The sequence below is a fragment of the Novosphingobium sp. BL-S-24 genome (assembly GCF_055521575.1).
Map to the genome: position 1 here is coordinate 1,662,319 of NZ_CM145488.1, position 17,029 is coordinate 1,679,347.

At 64.8% G+C, this 17,029-nt stretch carries 13 protein-coding genes; 7 read left to right on the top strand and 6 right to left on the bottom strand.

The window, feature by feature from the left end; genetic code table 11:
• Positions 1–19: 19 nt before the first annotated feature.
• Together gltB and ACZ1JM_RS13270 are read left to right on the top strand one after the other, a co-directional pair.
• The gene (gene gltB, locus ACZ1JM_RS13265) at positions 20–4,657 is read left to right on the top strand and encodes a glutamate synthase large subunit (RefSeq protein WP_465132857.1); all 4,638 of its coding nucleotides are present in this window, start codon (positions 20–22) and stop codon (positions 4,655–4,657) included.
• A gap of 19 nt (positions 4,658–4,676) precedes the next feature.
• The gene (locus ACZ1JM_RS13270) at positions 4,677–6,110 is read left to right on the top strand and encodes a glutamate synthase subunit beta (RefSeq protein WP_465132858.1); all 1,434 of its coding nucleotides are present in this window, start codon (positions 4,677–4,679) and stop codon (positions 6,108–6,110) included.
• Between the two features lie 101 nt (positions 6,111–6,211).
• Here the strand turns inward: ACZ1JM_RS13270 and ung are convergent, their stop codons facing one another.
• Positions 6,212–6,913: a uracil-DNA glycosylase gene (gene ung, locus ACZ1JM_RS13275; RefSeq protein WP_465132859.1), complete on the bottom strand. Its 702-nt coding sequence runs from the start codon at positions 6,911–6,913 to the stop codon at positions 6,212–6,214.
• A gap of 92 nt (positions 6,914–7,005) precedes the next feature.
• On the opposite strand from ung, the gene ACZ1JM_RS13280 reads away from it, so the two are divergent.
• Genes ACZ1JM_RS13280 through ACZ1JM_RS13290 form a run of 3 tightly spaced genes read left to right on the top strand, consistent with a single transcriptional unit; the run spans position 7,006 to position 8,853 of the window.
• On the top strand, positions 7,006–7,629 hold the full coding sequence (locus ACZ1JM_RS13280) for a ribonuclease D (RefSeq protein ID WP_465132860.1): 624 nt from the start codon (positions 7,006–7,008) through the stop codon (positions 7,627–7,629).
• A gap of 28 nt (positions 7,630–7,657) precedes the next feature.
• Entirely contained in the window at positions 7,658–8,305 is a 648-nt protein-coding gene (gene lptC, locus ACZ1JM_RS13285; protein WP_465132861.1) for an LPS export ABC transporter periplasmic protein LptC, read from the top strand.
• A 41-nt stretch (positions 8,306–8,346) separates the two neighbouring features.
• Positions 8,347–8,853, top strand: coding sequence for an LptA/OstA family protein (locus ACZ1JM_RS13290; RefSeq protein ID WP_465132862.1), 507 nt, complete (start codon positions 8,347–8,349; stop codon positions 8,851–8,853).
• A 27-nt stretch (positions 8,854–8,880) separates the two neighbouring features.
• Here ACZ1JM_RS13290 and ACZ1JM_RS13295 read toward each other — a convergent pair whose 3' ends face one another.
• The 5 genes from ACZ1JM_RS13295 to ACZ1JM_RS13315 form a co-directional block, all read right to left on the bottom strand.
• Positions 8,881–10,284: a sugar transferase gene (locus ACZ1JM_RS13295; RefSeq protein ID WP_465132863.1), complete on the bottom strand. Its 1,404-nt coding sequence runs from the start codon at positions 10,282–10,284 to the stop codon at positions 8,881–8,883.
• A 132-nt stretch (positions 10,285–10,416) separates the two neighbouring features.
• Positions 10,417–11,475, bottom strand: a complete 1,059-nt coding sequence (gene holA, locus ACZ1JM_RS13300) for a DNA polymerase III subunit delta (RefSeq protein WP_465132864.1) — start codon at positions 11,473–11,475, stop codon at positions 10,417–10,419.
• A gap of 21 nt (positions 11,476–11,496) precedes the next feature.
• Positions 11,497–11,931 (bottom strand): LPS assembly lipoprotein LptE, encoded by a 435-nt coding sequence (gene lptE / locus ACZ1JM_RS13305; protein ID WP_465135070.1) that lies wholly within the window; start codon positions 11,929–11,931, stop codon positions 11,497–11,499.
• A gap of 82 nt (positions 11,932–12,013) precedes the next feature.
• A complete protein-coding gene (gene leuS, locus ACZ1JM_RS13310) occupies positions 12,014–14,533 on the bottom strand; it encodes a leucine--tRNA ligase (protein WP_465132865.1) in 2,520 nt (839 codons plus the stop codon).
• A gap of 53 nt (positions 14,534–14,586) precedes the next feature.
• Positions 14,587–15,051, bottom strand: a complete 465-nt coding sequence (locus ACZ1JM_RS13315; protein ID WP_465132866.1) for a DUF3576 domain-containing protein — start codon at positions 15,049–15,051, stop codon at positions 14,587–14,589.
• A 312-nt stretch (positions 15,052–15,363) separates the two neighbouring features.
• Between ACZ1JM_RS13315 and ACZ1JM_RS13320 the strand changes: the two genes are divergently transcribed.
• Together ACZ1JM_RS13320 and phbB are read left to right on the top strand one after the other, a co-directional pair.
• Positions 15,364–16,119 carry a hypothetical protein gene (locus ACZ1JM_RS13320; RefSeq protein WP_465132867.1) on the top strand — a complete coding sequence of 252 codons (756 nt, stop codon included), beginning with the start codon at positions 15,364–15,366 and terminating at the stop codon, positions 16,117–16,119.
• 139 nt (positions 16,120–16,258) lie between these two features.
• On the top strand, positions 16,259–16,981 hold the full coding sequence (gene phbB, locus ACZ1JM_RS13325; RefSeq protein ID WP_465132868.1) for an acetoacetyl-CoA reductase: 723 nt from the start codon (positions 16,259–16,261) through the stop codon (positions 16,979–16,981).
• Positions 16,982–17,029 lie beyond the last annotated feature (48 nt).

A 17,029-nucleotide genomic window follows, 5' to 3' on the forward strand; every position in this document is an offset into this window, starting at 1 on the left:
ACAGGATGGGTTGATATCGATGGGATTTCCTAAGCCCCAGGGCCTTTATGACGCGCGCAATGAACATGACGCCTGTGGCGTGGGCTTCGTCGCCCATATCAAAGGCCAGAAAAACCACGCGATCATTACCCAGGCGCTGGAAATTTTGAAAAACATCGACCACCGCGGGGCGGTGGGCGCCGACCCGTTGCTGGGTGACGGCGCAGGTATCCTTACCCAGATTCCCGACCAGCTTTTCCGCACCTGGGCCAATGGCGCCAGCGTGGAACTGCCGGCTGCGGGCGACTATGCCGTCGCCATGTGCTTCCTGCCGCAGGACAAGGCGGCGCAGGACTTCATTGTCGCCACCTTCGAAAAGTTCATCAACAAGGAAGGCCAGCATCTGATCGGCTGGCGTGATGTGCCGGTGACGATCGACGGCCTTGGCAAGACCGTGCTCGAATCGATGCCGGTCATCCGCCAGTGCTTCGTCGGACGCGGCGAGAACTGCGCCGATCAGGACGCGTTCGAGCGCAAGATCCTGGCGATCCGCAAGCAGACCCAGAACCCGCTTCAGGCCTTGGCCGTCAAGCATGACCTGCCCGGCCTGACCGAACTGTACATGCCCAGCTTCTCCAGCCGCACGATCGTGTACAAGGGGCTGCTGCTGGCAACGCAGGTCGGCTCGTTCTACGACGATCTGCGCAACCCGGAATTCGTGTCAGCGCTCGGACTTGTCCACCAGCGGTTCTCGACCAACACGTTCCCAAGCTGGAAGCTGGCGCATCCGTTCCGCTTCATGGCGCACAACGGTGAAATCAACACCGTTCGCGGCAACGTGAACTGGATGAACGCCCGCCGCCGCACCATGGAAAGCGAGCTGCTCGGCGCCGATCTGGACAAGATGTGGCCGCTGATCCCGCATGGCCAGTCGGACACCGCCTGCCTCGACAACGCGTTCGAACTGCTGCTTGCCGGCGGCTATTCGCTCGCCCACGCGATGATGATCCTCATACCCGAGGCATGGTCCGGCAACCCGCTGATGACGGCGGAACGCCGCGCGTTCTACGAATACCACGCCGCGCTGATGGAGCCGTGGGACGGCCCTGCCGCCGTCGCCTTCACCGACGGCCGCCAGATCGGCGCCACGCTGGATCGCAACGGCTTGCGGCCTGCGCGCTTCCTCGTCACGGACGACGACTTGTGCGTCATGGCGTCCGAAAGCGGCGTTCTTCCGATCAAGGAAGACAACATCGTGCGCAAGTGGCGCCTCCAGCCCGGCCGCATGCTGCTGATCGACTTCGAGGAAGGTCGCATCATCGAGGACGAGGAAATCAAGACCAAGCTGGCCGAGGCCGAGCCTTACGAAAAGTGGCTCGACCAGGCGCAGTACAAGCTTGCCGACCTCGACGTGATCGAGCCGGAACTGGCCGAGCTGCCGATGGCGACGGGCACCCTGCTCGATCGCCAGCAGGCCTTCGGCTATACCCAGGAAGACATCTCCCGCTTCCTGGAACCGATGGCCGTGAACGCCGACGATCCTTTGGGGTCGATGGGCACCGACACGCCGATACCGGTGCTGTCCGCCAAGTCGCGCCTGCTCTACGATTACTTCAAGCAGAACTTCGCCCAGGTCACCAACCCGCCGATCGACCCGATCCGCGAGGAACTGGTGATGAGCCTGGTGACGATGGTCGGCCCGCGCCCCAACCTGCTGGGCCACGATGCCGGCACGCACAAGCGCCTGGAAGTAAGCCAGCCGATCCTGACCGACCTTGGCCTGGCCAAGATCCGCTCGGTGGAAGCCGCGCTCGACGGCGCGTTCCGCACCGGCACGATCGACATGACCTGGGATGCCAAGTCCGGGGCCGAAGGTCTTGAGCAGGCCATCAAGGAAATGTGCTGGGCCGCGACCGAGGCGGTGCTGGCGGACAAGAACATCCTGATCCTGTCCGACCGTGCGCAAGGTCCGAACCGCATCCCGATGCCCGCTCTGCTGGCGACGGCGGCGGTGCACCATCACCTCGTCCGGCAGGGCCTGCGCATGCAGACCGGCCTTGTCGTCGAAACCGGCGAAGCGCGCGAAGTGCACCACTTCTGCGCTCTGGCGGGCTATGGCGCGGAAGCGATCAACCCCTACCTTGCGCTCGAGACGATCGAGGCGATCCGCGTGCGCAAGAACCTGCCCGTCTCGGCGGATCAGGCAGCGAAGAACTATGTCTACGCCATCGGCAAGGGCATCCGTAAGGTCATGTCCAAGATGGGCATCTCCACCTACCAGTCGTACTGCGGCGCGCAGATCTTCGACGCGGTGGGCCTGACCACGGCGTTCGTCGACAAGTACTTCACCGGCACGTCCACCACGATCGAGGGCGCAGGCCTGCTGGAAATCGCGGAAGAAACCGTGCGCCGCCACGTGGCTGCCTATGGTGACGACCCGATCTACAAGAACATGCTGGACGTGGGCGGCATCTACGGCGCGCGTGTGCGCGGCGAGGAACACGCCTGGACCAGCACCAACATCGGCCTGCTGCAGCACGCCGTGCGCGGTAACGTCCCTGAAAAGTACAAGGAATTCGCGCAGACCATCAACGACCAGTCGGAGCGCATGCTCACGATCCGGGGCCTGATGGAATTCGTGCCCGGCCAGTCGATCCCGCTGGAGGAAGTCGAACCGGCAAGCGACATCGTCAAGCGGTTCGCCACTGGCGCGATGAGCTACGGCTCGATCAGCTGGGAAGCACACACCACGCTGGCGCTTGCGATGAACCGCATCGGCGGCAAGTCCAACACCGGCGAAGGCGGCGAGGATCCGAAGCGGTTCAAGGCGCTGGAAAACGGCGATTCGATGCGCTCGTCGATCAAGCAGGTCGCATCGGGCCGCTTTGGCGTCACCACCGAATACCTCGTCAACGCCGACGACATCCAGATCAAGATGGCGCAGGGTGCAAAGCCCGGCGAAGGCGGCCAGTTGCCCGGTGACAAGGTGGACCGCACGATCGGCGCCACCCGCCACTCGACCCCGGGTGTCGGCCTCATCAGCCCGCCGCCGCACCATGATATCTACTCGATCGAAGACATCGCGCAGCTCATTCACGATCTGAAGAATGTGAATCCGACCAGCCGGGTCTCGGTCAAGCTGGTGTCCGAAGTGGGCGTTGGCACCGTGGCGGCAGGCGTTTCCAAAGCGCGTGCGGACCACATCACGATCTCCGGCTACGAAGGCGGCACCGGCGCGTCGCCGCTGACGTCGCTGACGCACGCGGGCTCGCCGTGGGAAATCGGTCTGGCCGAAACCCAGCAGACGCTGCTGCTCAACAACTTGCGCAGCCGCGTGGTGGTACAGGCCGACGGCGGCCTGCGCACCGGTCGCGACGTTGCCGTGGCGGCGCTGCTTGGCGCCGACGAGTTCGGTTTCGCCACCGCCCCGCTGATCGCGGCAGGCTGCATCATGATGCGCAAGTGCCACCTCAACACCTGCCCGGTGGGCGTGGCCACGCAGGACCCGGTCCTGCGCAGCCGCTTCACCGGCCAGCCTGAGCACGTGATCAACTACTTCTTCTTCGTCGCCGAAGAACTGCGCGCGATCATGGCCGAGCTGGGCTTCCGCACCATCCCCGAGATGGTCGGCCGAGTCGATCGCCTGAACATGAAGCGCGCGGTCCAGCACTGGAAGGCCAAGGGCGTCGATCTGTCGAAGCTGCTCCATCAGGTGCCGCTGGGTGACAGCCCGTCGCTCAACTGGTCGCAGACGCAGGATCACGGGTTGGAGCATGCGCTCGACAACCAGCTGATCGCCGCCTCGACCAGCGCTCTCGAACACCGCGAGGCCGTGCGCATCGAAAAGCCCATCATCAATGTCAACCGCACGGTCGGCGCGATGCTGTCGGGCGAAGTGGCGAAGCGGTATGGCCATGCGGGCCTGCCGGACAACACGATCAACGTGAAGCTGACCGGCGTCGCCGGCCAGAGCTTCGCCGCCTGGCTTGCCCATGGCGTGACGCTGGACCTGACGGGCGATGCCAACGACTATGTCGGCAAGGGCCTGTCCGGCGGCCGCGTGATCGTGCGCCAGCCCGGCCATGTCGATCGCGATCCCACCAAGAACATCATCGTCGGCAACACCGTGCTCTACGGCGCGATTTCCGGCGAAGCGTTCTTCAACGGCGTGGGCGGTGAACGGTTCGCCGTCCGCAACTCGGGCGCCATCGCGGTCGTCGAAGGCTGCGGCGATCACGGCTGCGAGTACATGACCGGCGGCGTGGTGACGGTGCTGGGCAAGACCGGCCGCAACTTTGCGGCAGGCATGTCCGGCGGCATCGCCTATGTCTATGACGAGGACGGTCAGTTCGAACAGCTGGTCAACGGATCGATGGTGGACCTCATCCGCATCGCGCCGGATGCCGAGGAGGACGAAGGCACCGGCCGTCCGCAACAGCGCACCGTCTCGGTCACCGACCTTGGCATGGGCGATCCGCTGCGTCACGACGCGGAACGCCTGCGCATCCTGCTCGAACGCCACCACCTGCACACCGGCTCCAAACGCGCACGTGCCTTGCTCGACGACTGGTCGAACACGCTGGGCAAGTTCGTCAAGGTGATGCCGCGCGATTATGCCAAGGCCCTGCGCCAGCAGGAGGCGGAACGCCTGGAAGCCGCCTCGGTCGCAGCAGAATAAGATTTAGGATCGCATTGAAATGGGTAAGGAAACCGGCTTTCTCGAGCTAGACCGCCACGATCGGACCTACGGCCCGGTCGAGGAGCGCCTCAAGAACTATAACGAGTTCGTCGTTCCGCTGTCGAAGGACGCGCTGAAGGACCAGGCGTCGCGCTGCATGAACTGCGGCGTGCCGCACTGCCACACGGGTTGCCCGGTCAACAACATCATCCCGGACTGGAACCACCTGGTCTACGAAGATGACTTCCGCAACGCGCTGGAAGTGCTGCATTCGACCAACAACTTCCCGGAATTCACCGGTCGCATCTGCCCCGCCCCGTGCGAGGCGGCCTGCACGCTCAACATCATCGACGAGCCGGTGACGATCAAGTCGATCGAATGCGCCATCATCGACAAGGGATGGGCCGAAGGGTGGGTAACGCCGCAGATCCCGGCGCGCCGCACCGGCAAGTCGGTCGCGGTCGTCGGATCGGGACCGGCGGGCATGGCCTGCGCCCAGCAGCTTGCCCGCGCCGGTCACTCGGTGACGGTGTTCGAAAAGAACGACCGCGTCGGCGGGCTGATGCGCTACGGCATCCCCGACTTCAAGATGGAGAAGCACCTCATCAATCGCCGCGCGGCGCAGATGGAAGCCGAAGGCGTGGTGTTCAAGACATCGACCGAAGTGGGCGTGACCGTCTCGGTCGCCTCGCTGAAGGAGAACTTCGACGCGGTGGTCTTCGCGGGCGGTGCCGAGGAAGCGCGCCGCCTCGACATTCCCGGCGCGGAACTGCCCGGCGTTCGTTTGGCGATGGAGTTCCTGACCCAGCAGAACAAGCGCAACGCGGGCGACGATGAACTGCGCGCCGCTCCGCGCGGCACGATCTCCGCCAAGGACAAGCACGTCATCGTCATCGGCGGCGGCGACACCGGTTCGGACTGCGTGGGCACGTCCAACCGCCAGGGCGCGGCATCGGTCACGCAGCTGGAAATCATGCCCAAGCCGCCGACCATGGAAAACAAGGCGATGTCCTGGCCGTTCTGGCCGCTCAAGCTGCGCACGTCGTCCAGCCACGAAGAAGGCGCGGATCGCGACTGGGCAGTGCTGACCAAGCGCGTGATCGGCAACAACACCGTCTCGGGCCTCGAATGCGTTCGGGTCGAGTGGGTGGACGGCAAGATGCAGGAAGTCGAAGGCAGCGAGTTCACGCTGAAGGCAGACCTCATCTTCCTGGCGATGGGCTTCACCGGACCGCGCCGTCCGGGGATGATCAACCAGTCGGGCGTCGAACTGGACCCGCGCGGCAACGTGAAGGCCAATGTTATCGAATACCAGACGAGCGATGAAAAGATCTTCGCGTGCGGCGACATGCGCCGGGGTCAGTCGCTAGTCGTCTGGGCGATCCGCGAAGGCCGCCAGTGCGCCCGCTCGGTCGATCTGGCGCTGATGGGCGAAAGCCAGCTTCCGCGCTGATCGAGACGGCATTTCAGGAAAAGGGCGTGCCGAAAGGTGCGCCCTTTTTCGTTGAGGCGCGACGTTTGCCTTACCCCTTTCCTCACCCTGAAGTTATCTCATCACCAGTCGATCGTGCCGCGGCCATGCTCCGCCAGAAACGCGTTTGCCTTGCTGAAATGGCGGCAGCCGAAAAACCCCGAATAGGCCGACAGCGGGCTGGGATGCCGGGCGGTGAGCACGAGGTGGTGGCTCTGCGCCAGCCCCGGAACACGCATCGCTTTCTTGCGGGCATGGCTGCCCCAGAGCATGAAGACGCACGGCTCAGGCTTGGCGGCGACCGCCGCGACGGCGGCATCGGTTAGCGCCTCCCACCCCTTGTTCTGGTGCGATCCGGCCTGCCCGGCCTGCACGGTCAACGCGTTGTTCAGCAGCAGGACGCCCTGCCGCGCCCAGTGCTCCAGATTGCCGTGGCCGGGCGCAATCACCCCGCAGTCGCTGGCCAACTCCTTGTAGATATTGACGAGCGACGGGGGCACGCGCACCCCGTGTTGCACCGAAAACGCGAGGCCGTGGGCCTGCCCCGGCCCATGGTAGGGGTCCTGCCCCAGGATGACGACGCGTACGTCGTCCAGCGGTGTGAGTTCGAATGCCGCCAGCCGGGAGCCGCGCGGGGGGAAGATTTCCTTACCCGCCGCCTCTTCAGCCTGCAGCCATCCGCCCAGCTTGCGGGCCTCCGGCGTTTCCAGCACCGGATCGAGCGCGGGCGCCCAACTTGGCGGGATCGTGGCAGAGGCGCTTGGCGTGAGGGGTGTTGCGGTCATGTCCTCAGCTTTCGAAAAACCGGTGGGGCAGGCTACACAAGGCGCCTGCGCCATTGCGAAACAGCGGCCCAGTCCCTAAGCATTTCCTGACTATGGCTGTCCATCTCCACGAAGAAGATCTCCCCGAAGGCGTGCTCGCGCCGGGGCCCGTCGCCGTCGACACCGAAACGATGGGGCTCATCACCCCGCGTGACCGGTTGTGCGTGGTCCAGATTTCCGACGGCAAGGGGGATGAACACCTCGTGCGGTTCGCCGCCGGCAGTGCCTATGATGCGCCGAACCTGCGCGCGGTGCTGGCCGATCCGGCACGCCTGAAATTGTACCACTTCGCCCGGTTCGACCTTGCGGCGATAGAGCACTACCTTGGCGTCACCGCCGCGCCGGTGTTCTGCACCAAGATCGCGAGCAAGCTGGTGCGCACCTATACCGACCGCCACGGCCTAAAGGATCTGGTGCGTGAACTGCTGGGCAAGGAAGTGTCCAAGCAGCAGCAGTCGAGCGACTGGGGCGCCCCGGAATTGACCGACGCGCAAAAGGACTATGCCGCGTCTGACGTGCGGTATCTCCATGCAATGCACACCATTCTGGTCGAGCGGTTGGCGCGCGAAAAGCGTACCGAGATCGCGCAGGCATGCTTCGATTTCCTGCCTGCCCGCGCCCGGCTCGATCTGGCGGGATGGCCCGACCACGACATCTTCAGCCACGAAGCAGCCTGACCCCCTCCTGAGAGTTTCCTGAACCGCCATGTCCCAAGAAGCCGTCCAGATCCGCAACCGCCGCCGGCACTTCGCCGCGCCCGGCGGCTCGCACGATCGGCTGATCGGCTTTCTGGCAAAGGCGCTTCCGGCGGCGATCGGCGTCGTGGCGGCAGTCATGATCCTTGTCCCGCTTTCCCCGCGCGGAGAGATCAGCTTTCTGCTGGACCGCAACAAGGTGGCGATCACCAAAGAGCGGTTGCGCGTCGCCGATGCCGCCTATCGCGGCAAGGACGACAAGGATCGCGGCTTCGTGGTGACGGCGGGGACGGCAGTGCAGCGCGCCGCGGCGATACCGGTGGTGCAGATGCAGAGCCTGAAGGCACTGATGAATTTGAACGACGGGCCGGCGCAAATCGTCGCCCCCAACGGCGTCTATAACTACGACACCGAGAAGATCGACGTCTCCGGCCCGGTCAACTTTTCCGCCCCCGACAACTATCGCATGACGACGCGCAACGTCACCATCGATGTGCGCAACAAGCAAGCGGTGGGTACTGGCGGCGTGGACGGCACGGTAAGCACCGGGACGTTCCGCGCCGATTCGATGAAAGCGGATCTGGAAGACCGCACCGTTGTACTGGAAGGCAATGCCCGGCTGCGCATGACCCCCGGTAAGCTGAGGATACCTGAATGACGCCCGCCGCCCGTTTCCTCACGCCCCCCCGTGCTGCTTTAATGACACGTGCTGCCCTGATGACATCGGTGATGGTGCTGTCCGCGCTGGCCGGATCGCAGCAGCTTGGGGCGCAGGTGCTCTCCGGCCATAACTCGAACGCGCCGGTGGACTATTCCGCCGATCGCATCGAACTGCAGGACAAGCAGAACCGCGTGATCCTGTCGGGCAATGTCGATGTAAAGCAGGCCGAACTACGGCTACGCGCGGCCCGCACGGTGGTGAACTTCACCAATGCCGGGTCGATGCAGATTCAGCGCATCACGGCCAGCGGCGGCGTCACCGTCAACCGCACGGACGAGACGGCGACGGGCGATGTCGGCGTCTACGACTTCAACCAGCGCATCATCACGATGACCGGCAACGCCACGATCAAGCGCACCAATGGCGATACCTTGCGAGGCGCCCGGCTGGTGGTCGATCTGAAGAGCGGCGTGTCGTCGGCTTCGGGTGGGCCGGGCGGCCGCGTGTCGGGCACGTTCTCGGTGCCCAAGCAGAACAGCAACTGACGGCGCGATCGGCAGCGACGCCCGTGTTCAAAAGGCCCTGTCGTGCACCAGCACGCGCAGGGTCAGCAGCACGATCTGAATGTCGCGCATGACGGTCCAGCCTTCCAGGTATTCCAGATCGGCCTGAAGGCGGTTCACCAGATCCGCTTCGTGATCGGTCGCCCCGCGAAATCCGCGCACTTGCGCCAGGCCCGACAGGCCGGGCTTCAGCGAATGGCGCTGCCAGTAACGCAGGTCCACTTCCCAGAACAGCTTGTCTCCGGCGAGTGAACCGGTGGCGTGCGGACGCGGGCCGACCAGGCTCATGTCGCCCATCAGCACGTTGAACAGCTGCGGCAGTTCGTCGATGCTGGTGCGCCGGATAAAGCGCCCGAGCGGGGTAATCCGCTGGTCATTGCGCGATGCCGAAACGCAGCCGTCGCGATCGCACAGGGCCTGGGTCATCGACCGGAACTTGTACATCGAGAAGAAGCGGTTGCCCCGGCCCATCCGGCGCTGGGTGAAGAACACCGGCCCGCCGTCCTGCAGCTTGATCGCCAGCGCCACGGCCAGCAGCAGCGGCGCAAGGGCGACGACCGCGCCGCCCGCCAGCAGAAGGTCGAACCCGCGCTTCATCGCGCGCTGGCGCAGGCCCAGCGGCCCCGCCGACACCATCAGCAGGCCATGCCCGGCATTCACCCGCGCGCCCTGAGCGCCCAGCCGGGCCACTTCATCGTCCAGCACTTCGCCATCGACGTTCGCGCCTTTCAGCATCATCGCCCAAGCCGCGCGCTGCGCCACCGGGCAACTGACGATCACCCGGTCGATATTGCGCAGCACCAGCCCCAGCCGGTCGAGTGCGTTGGGATCGTTGAGGTTCGGCCGCAGGCCCATCGCCTTGGCGGATACCCGCAGCACCCCGTGCAGCATCACCGTGGGGCCGCCATCGTCGATCACCAGTTCATTGAGCACGTTGTCACCGCAGCGCCAGCGCACCAGGGCGCGCATCTGCAGCCGCGCGCCGATCATCACCAGGGCGGCGCACATCGTGCCACCGACGAGCCCCATGTGCGATATGCCGGTCTCTACGCGGATCATGGCCTCGATGAACATCACCGCAGCCACCGCGATCAGCAGCGCCGTGAGTGCGCGCAGGATACCGGACCAGGCTTGTTGCAGTGAAACGGTGGAATAGGAACCGTTATACAGGGCCAGCGCCAGGAACAGCGGCATCACCAATTGCAGATGCAACGCGGTAGTGCCCAGCGGCATATGACCGCCCCACAGGACGTAACCGATCGCGCCATAGCCGATCAGGACCGCCACCACATCGACCATCACGAGCATGAGGTAACACTGCAAGCGTCGCCGTTCGCGCGAGGGGGCCATCAGCAGATCGTCATAACCAGTGCGCTCGGCAAAGAGCGGCCCCGTGGCGAATGGCGCGTTCATCGGCCCCCGTACTCCTGGCCGCGCCGATCCCGCACCTGAGGCGTGCTCTCATCGGCAATCATGGCGGTTCCATGCTGCGGCAGGCTCAGTATATCGCCCTAAAAAACGGCCCGGCAATCGAAAACGCCGGTTTTAGCGCCGCGTGGTATTTGTACGTTCTCTTAATTCAGGACGGGCGGTTCGGGCTATCGCAAGTAGACCGTCAGACAACAGAAGTTCTGCATCCTGACTATTCATAAGGAGTAATTGGTGCAGGGAAATAAGCCTTGCCACCAAACGTTCCAGCTTATGCCCGCGCCACACCTGAAGTTGTGCGGTCAAGGCCGCCTGATCTTTCCAGAAGATGCGCCGGGCGCCCGCTTCCGCCTTGACGAAACCGGCGACGTCGCGCCCGTCCCCCAGGCGCGCGGCCATCCCCGCCAGTTGCGCGGCGCGGCGTTCGAACGCCAGCAGCAGGCCCACCGGATTGATGCCCTGTTCGCGCAGGCGACGCAGTTCCGGGCCAACGGCGTTGCGCTGTCCGCCCAGCACCACGTCCACCATCGCTCCGAACCCGTCATCCTCGGTAGAAGCGCCTACCGCGTCGAAATCAGCCATCGAGACGGGACGCGGCGTTTCGGGCGATGCATCGAGGTACAACGCCAGCTTGGTCACTTCCGACCGGGCGATGCGCGTGTCCAGCCCCGCGCCGCGACCGATCTTCTCGGCAATCTCACTGCCCATCTTGAGCCCGGCGGCGTTGGCCATTGCTCGCACTGCTGCCGTGACGGAAGCAATGTCCGGCGGATAGAACATCGTGACCAGCCCGTCGGGCCGCGGCGCCAGCAGCTTCGCGGTGCGCGACTTGTCGGTCGCCCCGGTGGCCACGATCAGGACCGGGCAACCGTCCACGTCGTTGTCCAGCAGGGTCTGCACCGCGTCGTGGGCGTCATCGCCCTGCGCGCGCACCCAGATGTGGCGCGCGCCGCCGAACAGCGAGGTGGAGCGCGCCTCGTCCCCCAGCTTCACCGGATCGCGTTTCAGTTCCGCACCGGTCATCTCGACCCGCTCGCCGGGATCGGGGAGCAGCGAAACGATCCGCAGCGCCGCGTCGATCGCGCTCGATTCGTCCGGCCCGCAGAAAAAGAACACGCGCGCCTCGCGGGCGGCGCGGCCCGCCAGAGTGATGAATTCCTTCTGGTTGGCCTTCATGGCCGCCGTCCCCGCGCGCGCTTACTGCCGGGTATCGCCGCGCAGGCGCAGCGCGACATTGGTGACGATGCGGTTGGCCACGTCCTTGGCCATGTTTTCAAGTGCGGTCTGTTCCGCCGCGATCGTCGCATAGTCGGAAGAGACGACGTCGATACCGGCATCCGATCCGGCCGTGGCGTCCAGCACGATTTCCCCGCTGCCCACGTCCACCAGCTGATACCGCGCGCGCAAGGTGCGCCGTTCGCGGCCCACGGTATCATCGGAGAGCAGCGCGAAGCTTTCCAGCTTGTCATCCAGGCGAATGTCCAGGCGATAACGCGGCGCGGTCTTGCCGGACGCGCTCAGCTGATCGACCAGCGCGTTGCGCACCAGCCACCCGGCCCGCCCTTCGATCGCGGAAACCTCGATCCCGGACAGCCCGCGCGCGACGGCGGCATTGCCACCGCCCGCGTACATCGGCTGCAACCCGCAGCCGGACAGCGTCAGGCCAGCGATCGCGAGAGCGACAAGAGCGGTTGGCCCCTTCACGCGCGCCACTTTATGCAACGAGATTGACCAGACGGTCGGGCACCACGATCACCTTGCGCACTTGAGCTCCATCCAGGGCACGCTGCACCTTCTCGCTGGCAAGGGCAAGCGCCTCCAACGTTTCCTTGGGCGTACCCTTGGCGACGGTGACGGTGTCGCGCAGCTTGCCCTTCACCTGAATCGCAACGGTGACTTCATCATCGACGAGCAGCGCGGGATCGACCGGCGGCCATTCCGCATCAGCGATCAACCCGTCGCCGATCGCGGCCCAAGCCTCTTCCGCCAAATGCGGCATCATCGGCGAGACCAACAGCAGCAGGGTTCGGATCGCGTTGGAGCGGCTGGCCGAAGGAGCCGCCTTTTCCGTCGCACCGGTCAGTTCGTAGATGCGCGCGACGGCTTTGTTGAAGCCCAGCGCCTCGATGTCGCGGGCGGCGGCATCGACGGTCTGGTGGACCTTGCGATCGAGTGCCTTATCGTCGCCGGTTGCGGCGGCATCGTACTGGCCGAACAGCCGCCACAGGCGCTGCACGAACCGGCCGCAGCCTTCGATCCCGGCTTCGGACCATGGCAGGTCGCGTTCCGGCGGGCTGTCGGACAGCATGAACCAGCGAATCGCGTCGGCGCCGTATGTCGCGACGATCTCGTCCGGATCGACCACGTTCTTCTTCGACTTCGACATCTTGATCACGCGGCCGACGTCGATCGGCGCGCCATCGGCCTTCAGCGTCGCGCCATCGGCGGTGCGATCCACCTCGCCCGGGGCGAAATAGACGGGCTGGCCGTTGGCATCGTTGATGCGGAAGTACGTTTCGTGCGTGACCATGCCCTGCGTGAACAGGCTGGCGAACGGTTCCTTCACCTCGATCTCGCCGATGCGGGCCAGCGCACGGGTCCAGAAACGGGCGTAGAGCAAGTGCAGGATCGCATGCTCGATCCCGCCGATGTACTGCTCTACCGGCAGCCATTCCGCGATCTTGGCCGGATCGAACGGACGGTCGCCGGGCTGGCTGGCGAAGCGCAGGAAATACCACGAAGAATCGACGAACGTGTCCAGCGTGTCCGTCTCGCGCCGGGCGGGATGGCCGCACTGGGGGCAATCGACATGCTTCCAGGTCGGGTGGCGCACCAGCGGGTTGCCGGGCGTCTGGAAATCGACGTCTTCGGGCAGGACGACGGGCAGGTGCTTCTTGGGCACCGGCACCACGCCGCAGACCTCGCAGTGGATGAACGGGATCGGCGTGCCCCAATAGCGCTGGCGCGAAACGCCCCAGTCGCGCAGGCGCCACACCGTCTTGCCCTCGCCCCAGCTCTCGGTTTCGGCGCGGGCGATGACGGCGGCCTTGGCCTCTGCCACGCTCATGCCGTCGAGGAAGCCGGAATTGACAAGCACGCCGTCGCCCGCTTCGGCCTCACCGGCAAACGGCTTGTCCGCCTCGGCCGCATCCGCCGCGACGACGCGCACGATCGGCAAATTGTACTTGGTGGCGAATTCGAAATCGCGCTGGTCGTGACCGGGGACGGCCATCACCGCGCCGGTCCCGTAGTCCATCAGCACGAAGTTCGCGATGAAGACCGGCAGCGCTTCGCCGGTGAACGGATGGCGCGCCGTGATGCCGATGTCGAAGCCCAGCTTCTCGGCCGTTTCCAGTTCGGCAGCCGTCGTCCCGCCCTGCTTGCACAGGGCGATGAAGTCCTCAACCTCGGGACGGCCGACGGCGGCAGCCTGTGCGATCGGGTGATCGGCAGCGACGGCAACGAAGCTGGCGCCGAAGATCGTATCGGGGCGGGTGGAGTAGACCTCCACCGTTCCCCCGGTCGAAAGGTCGAACTTGAACTGCAGCCCCTGCGACTTGCCGATCCAGTTCTCCTGCATCGTGCGGACCTTTTCAGGCCACTTGTCGAGGGTGGACAGACCGTCCAGCAGCTCGTCCGCGAAGTCGGTGATCTTGAGGAACCACTGCGAAAGCTTGCGCTTTTCCACCAGCGCGCCCGAGCGCCAGCCGCGCCCGTCGATCACCTGTTCGTTGGCCAGCACCGTCTGGTCGACCGGGTCCCAGTTGACCGCCGATTCCTTGCGATAGACCAGATCGTGCTCATAAAGGTCGAGGAACAGCGCCTGTTCGTGGCCGTAGTATTCCGGCTCGCACGTCGCGATTTCGCGGCTCCAGTCGAGCGCGAAGCCAAGGCGCTTCAACTGCGCCTTCATGTTGGCGATGTTCTCGCGCGTCCAGCCGCCGGGGTGGACGCCCTTTTCCATGGCCGCGTTTTCCGCCGGCATGCCGAACGCATCCCAGCCCATCGGGTGAAGAACTTCGTGCCCCCGCATCCGCTTGTAGCGGGCCAGCACGTCGCCCATCGTGTAGTTGCGCACGTGACCGATGTGGATGCGGCCCGACGGATAGGGGAACATCTCCAGCACATAGCTGCGCGGCTTGGAGGACGTATCGTCGGCGCGGAAGCTTTGCGCTTCGTCCCACGCGGCTTGCCACCGCGTGTCGGCCTGAGCCGGATCGAACCGCTCGGTCATGGGGTATTCTCTCCTACCGCTCCGAAACGACGCGGCGCGTGATCAAACAAAAATCAGCCGACCGAATCGCGGCGCAGATCGCGGGCGCGGGTCAGGATGATGTCTTCCAGCTTCTGCACGGTAGCCGCTTGCACCGGAGCAGGAGCCCAGCCGCCGCCTTGCGCCACTTCACGCACGGCGGTGACTTTCAGCGCATCGGCACGCAGATCCTGATCGAGGATCATGATCGATACCTTCACGCGCTCGGTCGGGGTTTTCGGGTTCACGTACCAGTCGGTGATGATGACGCCGCCCGCGCTGTCCGACTGGAGCAGCGGCATGAACGACACCGAATCAAGGCTGGCGCGCCACAGGTAGCTGTTCACGCCGATCGTGGTGACCTGCGAAGGGGCCAGCGTGGCCTGCTCCTTCTTTCGGCCGCCGCCGCACCCGGACAGGGCCAGCGCCGCCACGGCGCACACGCCCGCGATCACGACATTACGCACGGTAGGAAGGCGGGTATCGGTGCTGCCTGTCATTGTCATTCCCAATTTCATGCCAGATTCGGATGCTGAACCCAGATTCGCACAAGCAAAGCAGGTCGCACCGAACCTTCGTCAATGGTCTCTATAGCCGCCGCTGGCCGGGCGGCAAGAGCGCCCGAAACCTTTGCGCCCCTGGCGACTTGACCTAAGCTATCGACACACTGAGCGCTGGCTGAACGGCGCGGCAGGCTTCACCGTTTCTCGGATGCTCAGGACGTGTTAATACGCGATTGTCGACAAGCATCGCGGCAGACACCGAAAAAGCCGCACGGGACAGGGATTTGAAAGAGGTTACGGGGCGTTACGATGAGCAATGAGCGGAGCAGCAGCGCGACAAGCGGCATGGCAGGCAGCATGCTGCTGGCCGGGTGTGTCGGCCTTCTTGCCCTGCCCAGCGCCGTCCTTGCCTTCTCCACCAACTTTTCGGACGCGGGCAGTCATATCGGCCAGATCGATTCGGCTTCACCGGAATCGACCGCCGAAAACCTCAGCCTCGCCATCGCCATGCGTTCGCTTGCCAAAGGGCAGTCCTTCCCCTTCACGCCCGCCGGCACGCCCAATCGCAAGGATCGCGCCGTGACGGTCGCCGTGCGCGTGGGACCGGAAGCGGCACAGGCCATCATCGTTCGCGGCCGCGTTCCCGCCGCGCCGGACACCAGCGACAGCGGCGGCCTGCGGATCGCCTCCACCACGTTCAACCTGGGCGTATCGCGCGGGTACCAGAACTTCGCCCAGACCTTCGTGCCGCAACCCTCGGCACGCCCCATGGCCGAATTGCCGGACCTCAAGAAGTTCAGCCTTTCCCCCGGCACCAACGCCAAGGACGAACCGCGCTTTTCCCGCCGCGTCTCGGTTGACGACAAACGCCCGACCGGGCGGGCACCGCGCACGTTCTCGGGTGACAACAGCGACGTCGATGTCGGCGGCGCCTACCGGGTGACGGACCATATCGATGTCACCGCCGGGGTGCGTTATTCGCAGGACCGGGAGCGGTTGGTGCCTCTGACCGATGGACGTCAGGACAATCAGGCAGTTTACGTAGGCACGCAGTTCAAGTTCTGACGTGAGCAACGCGAGTTGCGCTTTGCGCATGTATGACAAAGGGTTGTAACCCGATATTCTTGGTTTTGCGGTCTTGCCGCCGTCATATTCAGCCCATAGCACTGTGTTTGGTTGAGGTTTGAACAGCGAAAGGCTTGATATGGCACGCGTTGCGATTGTTACCGGCGGAACTCGCGGGATTGGTAAAGCCGTATCACTGGCGTTGCAGGAAAAAGGGCATACCGTCGTCGCCAATTATGCGGGCAACGATGAAAAGGCCCGGGCCTTCACGGAAGAGACCGGCATCGTCGCCTATCGCTGGGACGTGGGCGACCACGAAGCCACCCAGGAAAGCTGCGACCGGATCGCCGCCGAAGTCGGCCCCATCGATATCGTCATCAACAACGCGGGCATCACCCGCGATGGCGTGCTCCACCGGATGAGCTTCGATGACTGGAACGATGTCATGCGCATCAACCTTGGCGGGTGCTTCAACACGGCGAAGGCGACGTTCCCCGGCATGCGCGACCGCGGTTGGGGACGCATCGTCAACATCGGGTCGATCAACGGCCAGGCCGGGCAGTATGGGCAAGTGAACTATGCCGCCGCCAAGTCCGGCATCCACGGCTTTACCAAGGCGCTGGCTCAGGAAGGCGCCAAGTACGGCGTCACCGTGAACGCCATCGCGCCGGGCTACATCGATACGGACATGGTCGCCGCCGTGCCTGCGCCGGTTCTGGAAAAGATCGTTGCCAAGATCCCAGTCGGTCGCCTTGGCAATGCCTATGAAATCGCGCGCGGCTGCGCGTTCCTGTGCTCGGAGAATGCCGCGTTCGTCACCGGCTCGACGCTGAGCATCAACGGCGGCCAGCATATGTACTAAGGATGTGCAGGCGCCGGGGTGTCCGGCGCCTGCCACTACGCGCGAGCC